This window comes from Carboxylicivirga sp. M1479 (genome assembly GCF_007097485.1).
GTDB lineage: Bacteria > Bacteroidota > Bacteroidia > Bacteroidales > Marinilabiliaceae > Carboxylicivirga.
Genome location: NZ_VKDE01000037.1, coordinates 15,514 through 36,462 on the forward strand (window position 1 = coordinate 15,514; position 20,949 = coordinate 36,462).

General features: G+C 38.1%; 17 protein-coding genes and 1 tRNA gene. 10 read left to right on the plus strand and 8 right to left on the minus strand.

The annotated features are described in order from the left end of the window. Position 1 precedes the first annotated feature (1 nt). From FNN09_RS18420 to FNN09_RS18440, 5 genes are all read right to left on the minus strand, one after another. A complete protein-coding gene (locus FNN09_RS18420) occupies positions 2 to 1,294 on the minus strand; it encodes a class II aldolase/adducin family protein (protein WP_143303959.1) in 1,293 nt (430 codons plus the stop codon). 58 nt (positions 1,295 to 1,352) lie between these two features. Then, positions 1,353 to 2,657: an L-fucose:H+ symporter permease gene (fucP, locus tag FNN09_RS18425; protein WP_221932537.1), complete on the minus strand. Its 1,305-nt coding sequence runs from the start codon at positions 2,655 to 2,657 to the stop codon at positions 1,353 to 1,355. 35 nt (positions 2,658 to 2,692) lie between these two features. Next, entirely contained in the window at positions 2,693 to 3,127 is a 435-nt protein-coding gene (gene fucU / locus FNN09_RS18430; RefSeq protein WP_143303960.1) for an L-fucose mutarotase, read from the minus strand. Positions 3,128 to 3,154: 27 nt separating this feature from the next. Continuing rightward, positions 3,155 to 4,624 carry an L-fuculokinase gene (gene fucK, locus FNN09_RS18435; protein WP_143303961.1) on the minus strand — a complete coding sequence of 490 codons (1,470 nt, stop codon included), beginning with the start codon at positions 4,622 to 4,624 and terminating at the stop codon, positions 3,155 to 3,157. Positions 4,625 to 4,701: 77 nt separating this feature from the next. Beyond that, positions 4,702 to 6,486, minus strand: coding sequence for an L-fucose isomerase (locus FNN09_RS18440; RefSeq protein ID WP_185969060.1), 1,785 nt, complete (start codon positions 6,484 to 6,486; stop codon positions 4,702 to 4,704). Between the two features lie 119 nt (positions 6,487 to 6,605). Here FNN09_RS18440 and FNN09_RS18445 point away from each other — a divergent pair, with 119 nt between their 5' ends. Beyond that, the gene (locus FNN09_RS18445; protein ID WP_143303962.1) at positions 6,606 to 7,496 is read left to right on the plus strand and encodes a helix-turn-helix domain-containing protein; all 891 of its coding nucleotides are present in this window, start codon (positions 6,606 to 6,608) and stop codon (positions 7,494 to 7,496) included. A 313-nt stretch (positions 7,497 to 7,809) separates the two neighbouring features. Here FNN09_RS18445 and FNN09_RS18450 read toward each other — a convergent pair. Further along, a tRNA-Met gene (locus FNN09_RS18450) sits at positions 7,810 to 7,883 on the minus strand. Between the two features lie 270 nt (positions 7,884 to 8,153). On the opposite strand from FNN09_RS18450, the gene FNN09_RS18455 reads away from it, so the two are divergent. From FNN09_RS18455 to FNN09_RS18470, 4 genes are all read left to right on the plus strand, one after another. Next, positions 8,154 to 8,543: an START-like domain-containing protein gene (locus FNN09_RS18455; protein WP_143303963.1), complete on the plus strand. Its 390-nt coding sequence runs from the start codon at positions 8,154 to 8,156 to the stop codon at positions 8,541 to 8,543. 350 nt (positions 8,544 to 8,893) lie between these two features. After that, the gene (locus FNN09_RS18460; protein WP_143303964.1) at positions 8,894 to 10,339 is read left to right on the plus strand and encodes an LptF/LptG family permease; all 1,446 of its coding nucleotides are present in this window, start codon (positions 8,894 to 8,896) and stop codon (positions 10,337 to 10,339) included. Positions 10,340 to 10,478: 139 nt separating this feature from the next. Beyond that, positions 10,479 to 11,993 carry an LptF/LptG family permease gene (locus FNN09_RS18465; protein WP_143303965.1) on the plus strand — a complete coding sequence of 505 codons (1,515 nt, stop codon included), beginning with the start codon at positions 10,479 to 10,481 and terminating at the stop codon, positions 11,991 to 11,993. A gap of 80 nt (positions 11,994 to 12,073) precedes the next feature. Then, positions 12,074 to 13,315: a bifunctional 3,4-dihydroxy-2-butanone-4-phosphate synthase/GTP cyclohydrolase II gene (locus tag FNN09_RS18470; RefSeq protein ID WP_143303966.1), complete on the plus strand. Its 1,242-nt coding sequence runs from the start codon at positions 12,074 to 12,076 to the stop codon at positions 13,313 to 13,315. 257 nt (positions 13,316 to 13,572) lie between these two features. On the opposite strand, the gene FNN09_RS18475 is transcribed toward FNN09_RS18470, so the two are convergent. Then, positions 13,573 to 14,652: an anhydro-N-acetylmuramic acid kinase gene (locus FNN09_RS18475; RefSeq protein ID WP_143303967.1), complete on the minus strand. Its 1,080-nt coding sequence runs from the start codon at positions 14,650 to 14,652 to the stop codon at positions 13,573 to 13,575. An 84-nt stretch (positions 14,653 to 14,736) separates the two neighbouring features. Between FNN09_RS18475 and FNN09_RS18480 the strand changes: the two genes are divergently transcribed. The 3 genes from FNN09_RS18480 (at position 14,737) to fmt (ending at position 17,010) form a co-directional block, all read left to right on the plus strand. Beyond that, entirely contained in the window at positions 14,737 to 15,723 is a 987-nt protein-coding gene (locus FNN09_RS18480) for a dihydroorotate dehydrogenase-like protein (RefSeq protein ID WP_143303968.1), read from the plus strand. A gap of 117 nt (positions 15,724 to 15,840) precedes the next feature. Further along, the gene (locus FNN09_RS18485; RefSeq protein ID WP_143303969.1) at positions 15,841 to 16,029 is read left to right on the plus strand and encodes a DUF5522 domain-containing protein; all 189 of its coding nucleotides are present in this window, start codon (positions 15,841 to 15,843) and stop codon (positions 16,027 to 16,029) included. Positions 16,030 to 16,047: 18 nt separating this feature from the next. Further along, a complete protein-coding gene (gene fmt / locus FNN09_RS18490) occupies positions 16,048 to 17,010 on the plus strand; it encodes a methionyl-tRNA formyltransferase (RefSeq protein ID WP_143303970.1) in 963 nt (320 codons plus the stop codon). Between the two features lie 72 nt (positions 17,011 to 17,082). On the opposite strand, the gene FNN09_RS18495 is transcribed toward fmt, so the two are convergent. Then, positions 17,083 to 18,012: a glucosaminidase domain-containing protein gene (locus FNN09_RS18495; protein ID WP_143303971.1), complete on the minus strand. Its 930-nt coding sequence runs from the start codon at positions 18,010 to 18,012 to the stop codon at positions 17,083 to 17,085. Between the two features lie 762 nt (positions 18,013 to 18,774). Here FNN09_RS18495 and dapB point away from each other — a divergent pair. Continuing rightward, complete coding sequence (gene dapB / locus FNN09_RS18500; protein ID WP_143303972.1) at positions 18,775 to 19,491, plus strand: 4-hydroxy-tetrahydrodipicolinate reductase; 717 nt, start codon at positions 18,775 to 18,777, stop codon at positions 19,489 to 19,491. Positions 19,492 to 19,506: 15 nt separating this feature from the next. Then, the gene (locus FNN09_RS18505) at positions 19,507 to 20,931 is read left to right on the plus strand and encodes a S26 family signal peptidase (protein ID WP_143303973.1); all 1,425 of its coding nucleotides are present in this window, start codon (positions 19,507 to 19,509) and stop codon (positions 20,929 to 20,931) included. Positions 20,932 to 20,949: the final 18 nt, after the last annotated feature.

The window sequence follows — 20,949 nt, forward strand, 5'->3', positions numbered from 1 at the left end:
CCTAGAAAAATGTTTTTCTAAGTTCATCGATTTCGCCATCACTCATTGGAGCAAATGCACCTAATGATGTACCCATTACTAATGATTTAGCACTAAACTCAGCAACCTCTAAGCGATCAAAAGCCTGAAGTAGAGAATTACCTGTCATTAACACCGAATCATTCTCAATAATGGCACCCGGGTTCTCCTTAGAGATCAATTCGGGTAATGTATTGTTATTGGTAAAATGCGAACCAAATGGCACATTCGCCATATCTTGCAAGAAAATCCAGCTTTCAGGAATGGTTCTTACATCCAATTTCTTGTGAGTCACACCATATGCCATTAAATACTCTGGCTGTGTTAAAATAATGGCGTTAATCTCAGGATGCATTTCGTAAATTTTTTGGTGCAACCAAGTTGAACGACTTGGTACTTTATCAGCTTCACTCCTGCCGTCTTTTACCTGTACAATGTCGCTTTCTTGAATATCCCAACGTGTAGCATCGGTTGGTGTAATTAAAAAGTCATTGTCTTTCCAACGCACTGATATTGTTCCATAGGTACTCATCATCAACCCCTGATCACAAGCACGACGAACCATATTTTTAATTTCCTGACGAATACCTTTTTCATCCGATGTATAAACAACATCGTTCATTTTAGGATGATCCGTTGGAACCTGCTTATTGAAGGTATCCACCTGCTCTTCAGTTAAGAATTGTGGTTCACCAATAATTTTTGAATTTATCAGCGTGCGACAAGCAAATTCCAATGTCTCAAAACGTTCGTAAGCCTTTATAACATTCGATCCGCCAACCACAGCACCGTGGTTTTCCATAATTACTGAATCGAATCCTTCTTTGAATTGCTCCGAAATAGAATCACCTAAATCGTTACTTCCTGGAATATGGTATTTGGCATAGCCAATAGGACCACAAACCGACTTTACCTGCGGAATAACATTGGTATTTGGTATTTGACGAACAATACTAAAAGCTACCAATGCCGGTGGGTGAGCATGCACAACAGACTTTAAATCAGGCCGCTCTACATATATTGCCTTATGAAACGGATATTCCATTGAAGGCTTATGAGGACCGATAATCGTACCATCAGCTTTTACACACATGATGTCACTAGGCTTCAAAGATCCTTTATCGACACCCGATGGAGTTACCCACATATCTCCACTCTCATCCATGATTGAGATATTACCACCCGAAGTAGTAGTTAATCCCTTTTGATAAATCCGATTGATAATCATTATGATTTGATCGCGCGGATGTAACAAATTCAAATTTCTAACTGACATAGTCTTTTTGTTATTTATTTTAAAGTTTTAATATCTATTGAGTAATGTTCGTTAATAATTATTTCAGTACCATTAACTTCCGATAGGAGTAGTTTCCATAAAGGGCGATAACAACAAAGCATAACATTGGCAAAATAAATGATGCATTAACAGCAGGCAACCAAGCCACTGTTTCAAAGTCAATTATCATCGCCTGTAGCATTGGCATAATAGCTCCTCCAACAATAGCCATTACCAACCCGGCAGATCCCATGGTTGTATCCTTACCAACATTCCCTAGTGCAATACCATAAATGGTAGGAAACATTAAGGACATAAATACAGAGGTTGCCACCAGGCAATACAAGCCAGGCATACCAACAATAAAAACAGCACCTGCTGTAGTTGTTATACCACCTATTGCAAACCACATTAATAACTTACTTGCATTAACATATTTCAGAATAAGTGTACTGGCAAAACGACTTACAATAAATAAACCCATGGCCCACATATTGTGATACTGACCGGATTCTTTTGTTAATCCTAGGTTCTCGGCATACTGAATAATGAAGGTCCAACACATTATTTGAGCTGCAACGTAAGCTATCTGTGTTAACACACCAGCGCGATACACTTTATTTTTAATTAATCGCTTCATAGATTGCAAGGGATGAATTTGCTCCTGATGTGCCGTATCCGGCATTTTCACCACTGCAATAATCATCAGCATTATTAATACAACAATACCCAATGCCACATAGGGATCTCTGATTATGGCCAAATCATGCAAGCGATCGGCTGCTTTGCTTACTTCATCCAGTGTTGAAAATTCTATTTTATTCCCCTGAGCATCAAAATGCTGATCAGCTGATAAATTGGCCAAAACAAACTTTGCAGCCACCATCATTCCTAAAAATGAACCCATTGGATTAAATGACTGCGCCAGATTCAAACGGCGAGTTGATGTTTCTTTAGAACCTAAAGAAAGAATAAACGGATTGGCAGTTGTTTCAAGAAATGCCAGACCAAATGTTAGGATATATAAGGATCCAACAAAAAAGCCGAACATTTGAAACTGCGCAGCCGGATAAAACAAAAGAGCTCCGGTAGCATACAAACCAAGGCCTAATAGAATTCCTTTTTTATAAGAATATTTTTGCGCAAATAAGGCAGCCGGAATAGCCATAGTTGCATAACCTCCATAAAACGCAAATTGAATTAAGGTTGCCTTTGTATGCGTGAGCTCCATCACCGTTTTAAAGGCCGCCACCATTGGATTTGTAATATCGTTAGCAAAACCCCATAAAGCAAAGAGGCTTGTTATTAAGATAAATGGTACGAGGTATTTTTTTTCAACAACTTTCTCAGTTATTTTACTCATAATTTTGGATTTAGTAATCTGTTCATTTGGATTTTTTAGCCCACAGGGGTAACACCTTTTTTAAGAATGATATTTCCATACTTTGCCGTTTCACCGGTCATCACTACCGCAAAGGCTTCTTTTGTGCGTTCATAAAAAGCAAAGCGATCAATTCGTTCGATAGGCGCTACAGTGGGATTTGTTTTGTGTATAACATGTAAATACGAAGCTTCAACATTAGAATCTAAAACATCTCCCTCAACAGCTTGCATCATTATTAAGGGCGCTTTAACATAGGCATCCAACTCCAAAAGCGGTAAAATTGCTTCTAGTAAATCAGGAACACAAAGTCCATCAGCCCTTAAAACACGATTATTAAAGCTCTCGCCAGGAAAATGAGCATCTGCTAGGATGATTTCGTCACCATGCCCCATTCGGTATAAAACTGAAAGCAATTCGGGGCTTAATAGTGGAGATATGCCTTTTAACATTATCGATTAATTTTGTATGAAACTTGATTATTTCTTAAAGTTAAGATACTTCTTGTATAAAGAATTATAGATGGCAGAATTGCCAGATGGCATAACCAACTTAGGTTTATAGTCTATTTTATTCCTTGCTGCCATACTAGTTTTACTCACGCCTAAACCAGCAAATACGTACATAGAAGCACCGAGTACAGTTGTTTCCTTTTGATCAATAAACTGAATTGGCACATTACAAACATCAGCCCTAAGCTGATTCCACAACCTATTTTTAGAACCTCCGCCTACACAAATAATTCGCTCAGCTTTAAAGTTACCAGCCACCTCAAGCGCATCTAAAGCTTCACGAAGACGAAAAGCCAAACTTTCTAGAAAAGCTCGATACAACTGACCTCTTTGCGTATTAATCGTTAAACCTTTTATCGTACCTCCATTGGCACTGGAGCCATCATCATAAAAAGCAGGATCCACCATAAGTCCATTCGCCCCTGGAAGCTCTTGCTCTGCATCGGCTATCATGGTTTCATACAACTCATCTCCTTTTAACTCTGGATAATAATGACGTGAAAACCACTCTAACACACCTGATCCCAACCAGTTTTGACCTATGTCATAAACCCCTTTTTGAGCGTCAATTTCAATAGTCAGGTTGTTATCCAACTCTTTCTGCGTCGACTTAAATGATTGACTTCTTGTCATCAAAATCTCCCAGGTTCCAGAACTTAAAACAGGCTGATTCAACTGAGCTCCTGAACCAAAAATGGCAAATTGAGTATCGTGTCCAGCTAAAAATACTGGCACATCTAAAGGCAAGCCTGTTTCTTCGTGCGCTTGCTGATTAATAGAACCAGCCTGCTGTCCGGCCTCACCAATTTCACCAAACAACTCTGCATCAACGCCAATAGCATCCATCACCCTTTTCGACAATTTCCTATCTTTTAGGTCAGACATCATAGTTGTCCCCATCATGGTAACATCATTTAGAAGAACACCTGAAAGTTTATGAATTAAAAGCGAAGGAATGAAAACGAAGCGATGAGCTTCATCAACTATCTCTGGTTTGTTTTCTTTAAACCAGATCATTTTATTGATTGTATTGAATGCATATGGATAGACACCCGTGATTTTATACAAATCTTGTAAAGGAAGGTATTTATCAATGTTATCCATAATAGCAGATGTACGCTGACACTGCCATGAAATAACGGGGTATAATAATTCACCTTTCTCATCGACAAAGGCACCGTCTACTCCAAAAGTTGTGACGGTTGCGCCTGCAATTCTAGAACAATCAATCTCAGAGGTAACATACTTAGCTGCCTTACGCAGTTTACCCCATAATTTTTCTAAATCCCAAATTCTTCCTCCTGCATAATGAGGGTCTTCATCTGTTTCATTGGGCAAGGCATATGAAGATAAAATTTGGCCAGCATCATCAATAGCTATAACCCTAACATTGGTAGCACCACAATCAAAAACAATTGCTATATCTTTTTCTATCATATCAATTTGCAACAATAGATTGTGGGCAAGGAGATTAATTAATTAACCCCCTTAGCCCAAGTCAATCTCAGGATATTTTAAATTCCGTATAATGAACCGTAATTGGCACAAGCTCTATAATCAGATCCTTCTTTATCTTCACCAAAAGCCGACCAAGCACTTGGACGGAATACATCATCACTTGATACATTATGCATATTAACAGGAATACGTAGCATTGAAGCCAAAGTAATTAAATCAGCTCCGATATGACCATAACTGATAGCTCCATGATTAGCACCCCAGTTTGCCATCACCGAATATACATCCTTGAAAGCACCTTCTCCATTTACGCGAGGCACAAACCAGGTAGTTGGCCATGTAGGATTCGTGCGCTCATCCAATACAGCATGAATATCTTCTGGCAGTTCAACAGTCCATCCTTCTGCTATTTGCAACACAGGACCCAAGCCTTTAACCAAATTAATGCGACTCATGGTCACAGGCATTTCTCCTTCTGTTCTAAAACAAGATGAGAATCCTCCTCCCCTAAAATACTCACGAACAGCAGCTGGCCACTGTGTATTATCTAAACACTTCTGTGCCTCTTCTTCTGATATTTCCCAGAATGGTTTCATCGACGGCTCACCGTTCTCGTTACGCTGTTGCGCTGTTGCATCTAAGGTAGTAGAACCCGAGTTAATCAAATGGATAATTCCATTTTCGGCCAATCCAGACAACTCTTTACCTGTAACTCTTTTTACTGCATCAGGACTCCAATAAGTACGTACATCAGAAAAAATCTGAGACGTATTACTTAATAGGTGGCCAAACAACATGGCAACACCATTGAGGCTATCGTTCTCAGTGGCTAAAATAAAAGATTGGCGAATACCATTCCAGTCGAATGATGAATTTAATATGGCCTCTGCGAAATCTGCATTTGGCTGATAATCGGTCCATTGCCTCTGCCCCTGGAAGCCACCTAAAATAGCATTTCTACCAAGCCCCTCTTCACGGTATCCCATTTCAACCAACTTAGGATTACCAATCATCATATCGCGGCAAATCAAGGTCATTTTAATAACGGTTTCCCATTCATGCTGCTTGCGCTCGGTACTAACCTTATTTTTATCTGAATTATAATCCTTACCCTCTTTGCAGTTTTCTTTTGTCCAAGCCAAAGCCTTTTCAAACTCTGTTTTATCGTAAATTCCCTCATCAATACGGCGAAGGATTTCTGCTGAATCAACAAATTCTGCACGAATACCCAAATAGTCCTGGAAGAAATTTGTATCTACCATAGATCCGGCAATTCCCATGGAACTGTAACCAATGGATAAGTACGATTTACCCTTCATTTGAGCTACGGCCAATGCCGATTTAACAAAGCGCAATAACTTCTCTTGTACATCAGACGGAATACTGATATCGCCTGCATCTTGCACATCGCGACCATATATACCAAAAGTTGGTAACCCTTTTTGAGTATAACCAGCTAATGCAGCAGCTAAGTAAACAGCTCCCGGACGTTCAGTACCATTAAATCCCCAAACTGCTTTTGGCAATAAAGGATCGGTATCCATAACTTCGGTGCCATAACACCAACATGGAGTAACCGTTAAAGAAACACCAACACCCTCTTTCTTGAACTTCTCAGCACACATAGCAGCCTCAGCCACTCCACCAATACATGTATCGGCAATCACACACTCGATGTTTTCACCACTAGGGAATTTCAAATTCTCTTCAAGAAACTTCGCAGCAGCTTTCGCCAAGTCCATAACCTGCGATTCCAATGATTCTCTTACACCATTTTCACGGCCATCTATTACCGGTCTAATTCCAACCTTTGGTAAATCACCTATTAGTCTGTTAGCCATTTTTAATATTTTATATTGTTACTTTTTTAATACATTAATTGAACGATACAAACTTGCTTACAATTCCTTCCGTAAAAAATGTCTAAATTCAATATATTTGTATCTATTTTAAACAACACATGAAAACTAGATTACAACATAAGGGTGATCCATCTGAAATCACACAGGTTATTCCGAAGTACGAAGTAAAAATCCACTGTTGCCGATATTGGTGGTTACAAAACTGGGAGTTTAAGGATTTGTCATTCCCATTCTGGAGGGTGTATCATAATAACTTTGATGGAGCAGCCATCATCTACAAGGATGAAGTAATACAAATAACACCAGACAAACTAATACTAATAGCTCCAAACACTTCTTATTCAACCTATCTTTATAATCATGCAATACCTCAAACAGGGTATGCTTTAAAAGGAGGGCGTGTCAATCAGAAGCTCCCTATTAACGAACAATTCCTTTTGCACCTCTTTATCCATTTTAACCTTGGCATGCCTTACGACGGCACCAAGGCAGGCATCTACACGCTTCCAATAACCGACGAATTAAAGACGATGCTGTCAAGAATTAAAAGACACTTAAACTATGAACACTCAAAATTTAGTTTCTTTTCAACTTTGGCCATCAACTCTATTATCAATCACTTATTATCGTCACTACCAGAAGAGAGCTGGCAAAGTGTCACAAAAGATTATAGAATTCTCAAAGTAATCAATTACATTGACCAACACATAACCACCAGCTTATCAAATCCTCAATTAGCTGAATTATCATCCATGGCCACCAATGCATTCACCCGGCTATTCACACAAGAAACAGGTATATCACCGCAGAAATTTGTAAAAAAGAAACGCATTGATAAAGCCTGCATACTTATTCACCACTCACACTATTCAATAGAAGAAATTGCAACAAAGTGTGGTTTCGCTGACCGCTATCACTTTACGCGAATTTTTAGCCAGGTCACAGGTTATTCACCTGCAAAGTATAAGAAGGATTTTAGAATAAAGTAATCTACTTTTGTAATGATATTATTCTTATACTAGTACAATTTTCCTCCCCTCCTAATTTTATGATTAGCATTCCTACGCATAGTTTGCATTAACTATTATCACTAAATCAAAAAAGTTACTAAATAATATAAATCCTCAATTTAGGAATTCATTTTTTTAGAAATCGACAAATACATTTTTCATCTAATCATATTGACTAGCAACACGTTTCGCCCATGAAGCTTTCGGTTCTTTTTTAGAAATGCATGTAAGATGTATATATACAAAAAAAGCGATTCAAAGACTAAATCTCTGAATCGCTTGTTATTTCTAGTACCGAGAGGCGGGCTTGAACCGCCGACCTCAGGATTATGAATCCTGCGCTCTAACCAGCTGAGCTACCTCGGCATTTTTTGCATTTTTGGAGTAATTAACACCTCTGTGTATCTCCTTTTTTGCGGTTGCAAATGTATGAGAAAACTTCATTCCTACCAACTAAAAAAACGAAAAAATTTGCTTTTTTTTATTACACACAAGCAAACTCATTAGTTTATAAGCAAATCGCTCCTGATTTTTTTTTCGTTGTGCAGCACTTAACACAAAGACCGTAAGTTTTAATTTTAACGAGAATTCTACTATATTGTAGGCCAATTCAGAATTCTAACAAAATACGCCAATATGCCAACTCCAAAGGAAAAATTCGAATTAGAATATATCATTAGGACCTCTCCATCTATTTTATTTACTCGCTTGAGTAACCCAAGTGGTTTATCAGAGTGGTTTGCTGATGACGTTAACCTAAAAGGAAAGGTATTCACTTTTGTATGGGAAGGCTCAGAACAACAAGCCGAGCAAGTTTTACGTAAAGAAAATAAAATGGTACGTTTTCATTGGTTAGATGATGAAGATGACAAAACGTATTTCGAATTCCGTATTAATGTAGATGATTTAACGGGCGAAACGGCTCTTGTTGTCATCGACTTTGCTGAGGAAGACGAAAAAGAAGATTCCATTGAGCTTTGGAATCAACAAATTGATGAGCTAAAGCACGGCCTTGGCTCAGTATAAATAAGCTAAATTCACCAGTACTATATGCGCTTGACAAGATTGTCAGGCGCTTTTTTTTGTTGTAATATCTGGTTTTGGAATACTGTCATATAGCATCTTGCTAGTATCAATTACCTATACTACTTTTCATTAAAGCTATTTATAAGTAAGAGTTATCAGTCCCTCAATTGTCTTACCTGAAGACAAGCTCAACTCTTTACATGAAACGACCATGTAAATTTGATTATCCAAATTTTTCACACAGGAAGATGAAATACGAAGTATTCATGAATACGTTTGAACGTGAAAGTTTGATGAATAAAAAATTTACTTGAGAGTTCCACCTGACAAATAAAAATAGATTTAAACTGATGAAAAAGCTACACCTCTTCATCCTCAAAAGTTACTTAGGACCTTTAGTTGCCACATTCTTCATCTCACTATTTGTACTACTCTTGCAAATCCTATGGCGCTACATCGATATTTTGGTCGGAAAAGGTCTTGACACGCTCACTTTATCTGAACTATTATTCTATGCCGTTTTACAAGTTATGCCCATGGCACTGCCTCTGGCTGTTCTTTTAGCATCATTAATGACCTTTGGGAATATGGGCGAGAATTACGAATTAACCGCCATTAAAGCATCTGGCGTATCGCTGTTTAAAACCATGAGACCACTTATCATTTTAACGGCACTCATTTCAATATCGGCTTTTGCATTTGCCGACAACGTAATGCCTTGGGCCAACCTCAAGTTTCAATCACTTATGTATTCCATCCAAACGCACCAACCCGAACTTGAGATAAAGGAAAAGGTATTTAATAACATGGATGCCTACACGATTAAAGTTGACCATAAAGACAAGGAAACTAACATGCTCTATGGTGTGATGATTTACGATCATAGCAATCGTAAAAATCCCTCATCGAACGTTACTATGGCAGAAAAGGGAAGTATCAATATGGATGAGAACACTCAAATGATGCAATTGACACTTTATAACGGCTCAAAGTTTGAAGAAAACACAAAACAACAAGCTCACTCCTTAACAAGTAAGGACAAGCAAAAATTCAGACATGATACTTTTAAAAAACAAAGAGTTCTGTTGAATGCACAAAACACTCAATTCAATCGTATCGATGAGTCTGGTTACATGGATCACAATAAGATGAAAAACATACAACAACTAAGAAATGACATTAGGAACTATAAAAATGAACAGATCAGCATTATCAGGCAAATAAAAGATAACAACAAGCAAAACATAAATGCGCACTTTCCACCCACTATCGCAATCGATCAATTTAAAGAATACCTTAAAACAAGTAGTTTAAGAAGTCAACAAACGTCTTTAAGAGCGGCCAAAAGAATGGTTCAAAACAAGCTGATTGACTTAAATAACGACATTACCAAAATCAGAACACAACGAAGCAAACAACTACAGCATCAAGTTGAATTACATCGAAAATTCACACTGCCATTCATCTGTTTTATTTTCTTTTTCATTGGCTCATCCTTAGGGGCCATCATCAGAAAAGGAGGACTAGGCATGCCAGTAGTGCTGGCAATTGCATTCTTTATTGTATTCTACATTCTCGATACCTTGGGAGCCAACATGGCACTTAAAGAAGCATTACCTTTACCACTAGGCATGTGGTTATCATCTACAGTCCTATTAATAATTGGCGTATTTTTAACCTACCAATCGGCCAACGACTCCAGTTTATTAAATATTGAAGATTTAAAAACGTTTATAAAAAAACGTTTTAGGCCAGAATCATTTAACCTACAAAACAGCCTGGATGAAGAGCAATAACTTGCAATAAAAAAATCGATATCGTTCAGCTGCGCATCACATATTCAAAAACCTAAATAACATTGTATGGATGTTTCAATGATTCAACTAACTTTGCCATCAGGATTGTAATAAATCGAGACAGGAGATTATTGAGACGATGAAGAAACTACACTTCTTTATACTTAAAAGTTATTTGGGGCCATTAGCAATGACTTTCTTTATATCATTATTTATACTAGTGATGCAATTTTTGTGGCGCTATGTTGATGATTTAGTTGGGAAAGGCTTGGACTTTGTGACCTTGGGCGAACTCCTATTTTACGCTTCTGTACAGGTAATTCCTATGGCTTTGCCGCTAGCCATTTTATTGGCTTCGTTAATGACCTTTGGTAGCTTGGGCGAGAACTATGAATTAACGGCCATTAAAGCATCTGGCGTATCACTCATGCGCACCATGAAGCCATTAATCGTTGTTACCGTTATCATTTCATTTTTAGCATTTGGGTTTTCAAATAATGTACTCCCCTGGGCCAACCTAAAACTTTACACCTTGCTATGGTCGGTAAAACAAAAGAAACCAGAACTAGAGATTAAGGAGCAAATTTTTTATGACGGAATAGAAAATTTCAGAATTAAAATTAGCGGCAAAGACCCAGAAACTGGCTTAATGCACGATGTTATGATTTATGACCACCGTGATAGCCGCAACCCAAATACTAACGTTACTTTGGCCGATTCGGGTAAACTACAGGTTTCGAGCAATAAGTCATTTATGAAGCTTACTCTTATGGATGGCGTGCGTTTTGAAGAAAATGTACGAAACGAGAAAAAGCGATTAAACGATAGGGCCAAGCAGCGTTTTAGAAAAGATAAGTTCAAGAAACAGGTGGCTCTTTTTGATATGCAAGGCCATAACCTGGAACGAAGTGACGAACAGTTGTTTTCGAGCAACGATAGAATGAAAAACTTAGCTCAATTACAAGATGGCATCGACACATTGAGCACGCAAACATCTGAAATAACCAATCAAATACAGGAGCAAACCAAAAACTTCTACTTTCAACAACGAAAATATTTACATCGTAGAAATAAAGAGATAGAAAAAATAGCAGTTGACTCGGCACAAATACTTAATTCAGATTCCTTGTTTAATGCGCTGAGCACACACCAGCAACTGATGGCCATTGAAGGTGCCAAACGTCAGGCTCAGGATAACCGAAGCCAATTAGAAGGAAAGCTTAGTCGTTACCGTAATTACAACACAAAAATAACACGTCACTTTATGGAAGTGCACCGAAAATTTACCCTTTCATTTGCCTGCTTTATTTTCTTTTTTATTGGTGCTCCATTAGGCGCCATTATTCGAAAAGGAGGCCTTGGCATGCCAGTGGTTATTTCTGTTTTGTTTTTCATCTTCTATTACATCATCGATACACTAGGTGTTAAATTTGCCAAAGAAGGTGCTTGGCATGTTTATCAGGGCATGTGGCTTTCTTCAGCAATACTGTTTCCTTTAGGGGCATTTTTAACGTACAAATCAGCAACAGATTCAACTCTTCTTAATGCTGATGCCTACATCATCTTCTTTCAAAAACTTTTTAAAAGAGAAAAATTTGACCTGAAGAACCGCCTTGATAAAGAAAAAGAAGCTGAATCAGATGCTAAGACGTGAGGTATTTCATTGTTTCGCAGTGTATTTTCATTAATTTTGCACCCTATTTCGGTTTATGCCGCTCAAAATAAAGATAACAAATGTCAGCAGAACAAGAGTTTAAGTTAAATTCAATACCAGAGGCTATTGAAGCAATAAAAAGAGGTGAACTAATTATTGTTGTTGATGATGAAGATCGTGAAAACGAAGGCGATTTTATTGCTGCAGCTGAATTAATGACACCAGAGAAAGTCAATTTTATGGCTACTCATGGACGTGGATTAATTTGCACCCCATTAACTGAAGAACGATGCGATGAGTTAGAATTGGATTTAATGGTTGGCAAAAATACAGCTAGTCACGCTACTCCATTTACTGTTTCTATTGACTTATTAGGATACGGTTGTACAACAGGCATATCCGCTTCAGATCGTGCTAAAACAATATTGGCATTAACCAATCCGGAAACAACACCAGAAGAACTTGGTCGTCCGGGACACATATTTCCACTAAAAGCTAAAAATCGAGGTGTTTTACGTCGTGCTGGTCATACCGAAGCGGGAGTTGATTTGGCTCGATTAGCAGGGCTTCAGCCTGTAGGTGTGTTGGTTGAGATATTAAATGAGGATGGCACCATGGCGCGCATGCCTCAGTTGGTAAAGATTGCCGAAAAATTCAATCTTAAAATCATCACTATTAAAGATTTGATTGCTTACCGTTTACAAAAGGAAAGTTTAATAATCAAAGGTGTTGAAGTTAATTTACCAACCGCACACGGAGATTTTCGATTTATTCCTTTCAAGCAAAAATCCAATGGTGTTGAGCACATGGCCTTAATAAAAGGTACTTGGGAAGAAGATGAACCTGTTTTAGTACGCGTACATTCATCATGTGCTACTGGTGATATTTTTGGCTCTTTACGATGCGAATGTGGCGAACAACTACAAAAAGCCATGGAACTGATTAATAAAGAAGGGAAAGGTGCTATCGTATACATGAACCAGGAAGGGCGAGGCATTGGCTTAATGAATAAAATTGCAGCCTACAAACTTCAGGAAGAAGGATTAGATACGGTTGAAGCGAATATTGAATTAGGCTTTGAAGAGGACGAGCGCGACTATGGCGTTGGAGCTCAAATACTTCGCGAATTAAACATTGGCAAAATGAAACTAATGACCAATAATCCAATTAAACGAATTGGCTTAGAAGGTTATGGTTTAGAAGTAGTTGAAAACATATCAATTGAAATGACTCCTAATCCGCATAACGAGCATTACATGAAAACCAAGAAAGAGCGAATGGGGCACAATCTTGATTTTTTCAAGTACGACAATAAGCAATAATAATCAATCAATTATAGAAAAAAGGAGGCAATAGCCTCCTTTTTTTATGCCTATATTTAAATAATTTGTAAACATATTTTTAATTGATGTGTTTCATTAAGTAAGAGGTGCTGGTGGATGCTTTTACTTATTTCTGCGGTCAAGTAATGTGGTCATTCATGGGTGTGATTAGTGATAGTTTTGAGAATGATCATATGGCTCCACCAGTTTCTTTTTTCTTCATAAAAAGTCGCACATCAATGCAACATTTTTCCAATTCATTTGCCACTATTAATTACGCCTGAACAGGAATCGGTATCGGCGCCTGTAACACTTTGCCAACAATTAACCTCTGATCTAAGGCGCAACACACCTAGCAAGGCAAATACAAGTGCTTCTTTATAATCTATCAATTGCTCATTGGGAACGGACACATTTCCTGTATACTTTTCAGCAATCAATTGTATTAAAAATGTATTCTTAACACCTCCACCAGTAAATAAAACCGAGCCATCAGGCACTAAATTATTCAGATCGTGACTGATAACTATTGAGAAATGCTCATAACACGTTCGAATAATATCCTCAAGGGCATGATGAGATGAGGCATGAATTAGCTTCCAAAAATATTTATCTACCCATTCTTGCGAAAGAGTTTTTGGGGCATCCAACTGGTAATAACTCAAATCATTTAACTCCTGTAAAAGCTGAGGCAATACAACACCTTTTCTTCCTACCTCGCCTCCCTTGTCCATTTGCAAGCCTTTATCAGCCACCAATCGATTAACGACGTAATTAACAGGGCACATATCCCAAGCTATTCGCTTGTCATTTTCCTGACATGAAACATTGGCAAAACCACCAATATTAACACATGCACTGTAATTACTAAACAAATGAGCATCGCCAACAGGTACTAATGGTGCTCCCTGACCATTTAGGCACACATCCAGACTACGAAAGTCGGATACTGTTTGAATACCAGTTTGAGCAGCAACCATATTTCCATCTCCCACCTGAAAATTAAGATTCAAATCAGGCTCATGAAAAACGGTATGACCATGCGATGCAATTAAATCAGGTTTAATTGATTCATCCTGCAAAAAAGAATTGATCGCCTCTCCCATCCATGTGCCATATTGCCTATGTAGCAATAGCAGAGCTCTACCAGACAACGAAGGAGCCGTTTTTAAACGCTCGAGCCAGGTTTTGGAATAGGCAATTGTGCAACATTTAATAAAAGTATACGACCATTTTTTTTGCGTGTAAGTTAATTCACAAACCAGCAAATCCAGACCATCCAATGATGTACCAGACATGGCTCCAACACAACAATACGAATTCTTTATTTGTTTCATGAGAGTATGTGTATTTTCATTACTTGAAATTACTCAAGATTTTAAATTTAAAACCCCATTTGTTCAACAAAAAATTCTAAAATTATGCCCAACATTTCAACAACTTACCTTGGACTACAATTAAAAAGTCCGATTATTGCCGCCAGCTCAGGATTAACTAACTCATTGGAAGACATAAAGGCGATTGAAAAAGCAGGTGCGGGAGCTGTCGTTCTCAAATCGTTGTTTGAGGAAGAAATTGTGACAGAAATGGAGCGTGAGTTGCACCAAATGCACTCGCAAAACTACCTATATCCTGAAACAATGGATTATTACGATACATTTGATGTAGAAGGTACCTTAAGTGATTATTTACGACTTATTAGCGATTGTAAAAAAGAAGTAGGCATACCTGTAATAGCCAGTGTGAACTGTATTACAGCCCACAATTGGCCATCGTATGCCCGTAATTTGGAAGACGCTGGAGCCAGAGCCATTGAACTAAATATTTATGCTCTCCCATCGGATTTAGAGCGTAAAGGTGAAGAACAGGAGCAAGTGTATTTTGATGTTATTGAAGCCGTTTTGAAAGAAGTGAGCATCCCCGTTTCTATCAAAATAAGCCATTACTTTTCAAACCTAGGCGAGGTTATCACACGCTTATCTAAAACGGGCATTGCCGGATTAACCCTATTCAACCGCTTCTATTCTCCTGATATTGATGTGGATAATTTGGAAGTTATTCCTACTCATATTTTTAGTCAAGAACATGAATACACCATGCCATTGCGATGGATCGCCATTACCTCTAACCGCGTAGATTGCCATTTAGCAGCCACCACAGGTATTCACGACTCTCGCACGATTGTTAAAATGCTGTTGGCAGGCGCTCAGGTTGTGCAGCTGGCAAGTACTTTATACAAGAATGGCGTTGAAACGATTCAACGCTACAACCACGAAATTGATCAGTGGATGAAGAAACACGACTTTAAAAACTTGGACGATTTCAGAGGCTCATTAAGCCAGTCAAACGCGGCTAATCCTGCAGGATACCTGAGGGTTCAATTCATGAAACAATTTAGTCAGAAATAATTCAACTTTAATTTTTAATGGCCTCTACTCAGGGGCCATTACTATTTTTGCCCCGCCAATACTATTATCCACCATTCATCTTATCTTTGTAGCCTGATAATATCAATACATCAAATAATGGATTTTGACGACTACTACATGTCAGACCCTTTGGAGGAAAATGTAGATTATTACATGGATCCGCGAGGTTTTAGGGTAATGACAGAAAAATACTTAACAGAAAGAGGCTATTGCTGTGGCAATGGCTGTAAACACTGCCCTTATTTTCCGCCTCATCAAAAAGGCAACCGCGAACTTAAAGAATAAACATCTAATCCTTAAGAAATGACAAATACCGATTTACGAATTGTTTTTATGGGTACTCCCGATTTTGCGGTAGAAAGCCTAAAAGCATTGGTTGAGAATAATTATAACATAGTTGGCGTTGTAACTGCTCCTGACCGCCCGGCCGGACGTGGACAGAAACTCAAACAATCGCCCGTTAAAGAATATGCTACTTCAGTTGACATTCCCGTGCTTCAACCCGAAAAGCTAAAAAACGAAGATTTTCTTAATGAACTAAAAGCTCTAAAGGCTGATTTACAAATAATCGTTGCATTCCGTATGTTGCCCGAATTAGTTTGGAACATGCCACGACTGGGGTCATTTAACTTACACGGATCTTTACTACCACAATACAGGGGTGCTGCCCCAATTAATTGGGCAGTAATTAATGGCGATAAAAAAACGGGCGTAAGCACTTTTTTCTTGCAACACGAAATTGATACTGGTAATATCATCGATCAAGCAGAATTAGCCATTAATGAAGATGATACGGCTGGAACTGTTCATGACAAAATGATGGTACTTGGCGCTCAGTTAGTAATCAAAACGGCGGCGGCCATATCCCAGGGCAATGTAAAAGCAGTACCTCAAAATGAATACAACAAAGATGTTGTACTTAACCCAGCACCAAAAATCTTTAAAGATGACTGCCGCATTGATTGGACCAATGACCATGAATCAGTCAGAAACCACATTCGTGGATTATCGCCCTACCCAACAGCATGGACCGAATTTGTTTTAAAAAACGAAAAAACACTCAGCGTAAAAATATTTTACGCTTCATTTAGCGAAACTCAACTTCCTGTAGGTGCAATTGAAACAGACAACAAAACCTATTTACGCATAGGCAGTAAAAATGGTAGCTTAAATATTGAGCAACTTCAAATAGCTGGAAAAAAACGCATGACCATAGAAGAACTATTGCGCGGCTTTGATGCAGAGCAAATCATTAGCGTTAAATAAACATCAAAAAACAAAGGGGATAACATTTACACAACGTAAATGTTATCCCCTGTTATATGCTTTTAACTCACTTTACTTCTTACGCTTTCTTAAGTTTAATTGATCTCCCTCTTTCACTTTTGCTCCCTCATTCAAATTATTAAACTTACGTAGCTTACTCATTTTTACACCATATTTTTGTGAGATATAATGTAGGTCTTCATCGGCTTTAACAACATGGGATGCATGACTCTTATGCGCTTTTCCTTTTTTACCCTGAATATAAATATAGCGATGATCTTGCATCTTGGCCGTCTTTGGCAAATCGTTATAATGGTATAACTCCCAAGGGCGCAGACCAAACTCTTCCGATACTGATTCAAAGCTATCGCCCTCTTCAACGGCAATATATTTCACACCATTATTATACTCTATTATATGAGTATTAAATGTAACTATCTCAAAATTATCATTCGAACCACTTGAGGCCGGTTTTTTCCAATGTTTGTTCTCATCCAGCTGATGGAGCTTATACTTTTCAATAATATTAATTAAGCTGTGTGCATACTTGGGGTCGGTAGCGTAGCCTGCCTTTTTCAAACCTTTAGCCCAGCCTTTGTAATCGGTAAGCTTCAATTCAAACAAACTGGCATAGCGCTTTTTTCCTACAAGAAACTCCGAATGATCGATATATGATTCGTACACCGTTTTATACTTTCTAAAGCATTCTCCTTTAGCATCATCATCGTGGTAAACACGTTTGCCTTTCCAGTCGCTGTGGCACTTTATTCCGAAGTGGTTATTTGATTTACGAGCCAAGGTGCTATTACCATTACCCGACTCCAAAATACCTTGCGCCATGGTAATACTGGCAGGTATGCCCACCCGCTTCATTTCTTTCACAGCCAAATCCTTGTATTGATCGATGTATTCAGGCGTGGTATTTTTACGGTACGATTGTGCTTCAATGCCACTACTTATGAGCCATCCGAATATGCTTAAGGTCAAAAATAAATACTTCATGCTGTTTAATTTATGTATATCAGGTTGGGGCAAAGATAAAAAATTACAAATCCCTTGCTAGCTATTTAATAAACGTTAGCATCACTAAACTAAGTATAAAATGACTCGTAAAAGGTCATCAACCTGAGTCAAATGCTCTAAAGTCCGGCAAATAAGATCGATACTTTGCAAAATTTCATCAAGCTTCTATGGATTTCAATCAAAGATGATGTTCACGAACATCAACATGTTATATTGGAAAGCTCAAACTTCTATAATCTAATCTCACTTTTCTGGCTTATAACATCAAAATTGTCAACATTTTCATCACAAGAGATGTAAAAAGACATGAACATCCATACCCATCGCCCATCTCAACTAAACCTATATAGCAGACTATCGATCCCAAATACATCTCTATAGAGTTCAAATCCAACCCACCCGATGTCATTTGAGAGTATTCACGACCTCATTACGTTCAAAGTTGATCTTGGATCGTACACTAGCCATCAAAAGTAGATTCACACCCCTTGATTCATAAAAAGTTGCCATGTAAATAGGCACGTAACAGCACTTAATGGTTAAAGAAGCGTTAAAGTTGATAGAAACAAACGCTTAAAAACTAATAATTCATCGACATACTTACATATTTTTTATCTTTGCTCGAACAGTTTGTTTTCCTGTGGCTTTTATCACATCATTAGTCATATACATTCACAATTCCACAAATGAAATTATTGGGTGGGAAATTAAACAAACAACTATTTCGAAAAGATTAAGAAAATGAAGATAGCACTTATTGGTTACGGAAAAATGGGTCAGGAGATTGAGAAAATTGCTCTTGACCGTGGACATGAAATCGTTAGTAAAATTGATGTTTCGAGTGAGGACTCATTTACAGATGATGCATTTAAATCTGCTGATGTAGCCATTGAATTTACACGTCCTGAAGCGGCCTACGATAATTACATGAAATGTTTTGATGCCAAAGTACCAGTTGTATCTGGAACAACGGGCTGGTTAGATAAGTTGGCAGAGATAAAAGATCGCTGCGACAACGATAATCAAACGTTTTTCTATGCTTCTAATTTTAGCTTGGGCGTTAACATCTTCTTTGAACTTAACAAGCAATTGGCACGCATCATGAATAAGATGGATGAGTATAATGTATCCATGGAAGAAGTGCACCACACACAAAAACTGGATGCTCCAAGCGGTACAGCCATTACTCTTGCCGAAGGTATTATTGAGAATATCGACAAAAAAAATGACTGGAAATTAGATCAGGAAGAAAGCAATTCTGATTTAGCCATAAAAGCAATACGCGAAGGACAAGTCCCAGGCATCCACACTGTTAAATACGAATCATCGGTAGATGAGATTATCATACACCACAGTGCTAAATCAAGAAAAGGATTTGCCTTGGGTGCTGTATTGGCGGCGGAGTTTGCCAGCAAAAACTCTGGTTATTTAAGCATGAACGACTTATTAAACTTCTAAGCTAATCATACTCTTATGCAAAATGTTTCTTTATTCAAGTGGATCAAACTTGGAATAGCTAGTTTAGTTTTCATCCTATGGGTAATATGGGTTGCTAACTTCTGGTTGCTATTATTATACCCACTGGTTTTCGACAACTACATAACAAAAAAGATTCCTTGGGATTTTTGGAAGAAAACAAAGGATGGCAAAAAACCCAATGCCATTATTGAGTGGGCTGATGCCCTTATTTTCGCACTTTTTGCCGTTTACATGATCAATATTTTTCTGTTTCAGAATTATAAAATCCCAACCAGTTCATTGGAAAAATCATTATTGGTGGGCGATCATTTATTCGTAAGCAAAGTGAGTTATGGTCCGCGAATGCCCAATACGCCAATCGCATTTCCATTGGTTCAAAACACCTTCCCTATAACCAACTCAAAATCGTATACTAGTTGGCCACACTGGGATTACAAACGTCTTAAGGGTTTTGGCGATGTTAAGCGCGACGATATTGTTGTATTCAACTTTCCAGCGGGCGACACAGTACCATTCAAGGTCACTAATCCCGACTATTACAACTTAATGATGGAAACGGGCAAGTCGCAAATCATGCGTGATCGCTCCTTAATGCCTCAGCAAGCTTTTGAGAGTGACTGGCATCGTAATCAATTCCTCATGAACATTGGGAGACAAGTTATTAACAATGATCCCAATACATTTGGCGAGGTTCTTTACCGTCCGGTTGATCGCCGCGATAACTACGTAAAACGTTGTGTTGCCATTCCTGGCGATGAATTTGAAATCAGAAGTAACCAAATCTATATCAATGGAGAGGCCGTTACAAATCCTGAAGACATTCAGCATAACTACCAAATTCAAACAGATGGCACCGTGCTAAACGATCGCTTCTTTGAGCGCTTAGGCATTTCAAAAGAAGATCAACAAGGTATTCCTCCCAACTATTATTTGCCTTTAAATAAAGAGAAGGCGGAGAAAGTTAAAGCCATGTCTTTTATCAAGAGCATAGAGATAGAAGAGGAAAAACCTAATGGTAGCGGATTTCAATCCTTTCCTTTCAGCAGTGATTATGATTGGAGTCGTGATAATTTTGGCCCCTTAAAAATGCCTAAGGCAGGCGAAAGTGTTGAACTGACCATGAAAAACATTGTATTATACGATCGCATCATTCAAAACTTTGAAGGCAACAAGTTGGAAGTTAAAAATGGAGCCATCTATATTAATGGCGAGATAGCTAACTCCTATACCTTTGAAATGGATTATTACTTCATGCTAGGAGATAATCGCCATAAATCAGCCGACTCGCGTTATTGGGGATTTGTACCTGAAGATCATATTGTTGGAAAACCTATTTTAGTTTGGTTATCCCTCGACAAAGACAAAGGCTTCCCAGCGAATATACGTTGGAAACGTTTTTTCAAAATAGTACATAACTAAAAGCATTAGGAAGCTCAA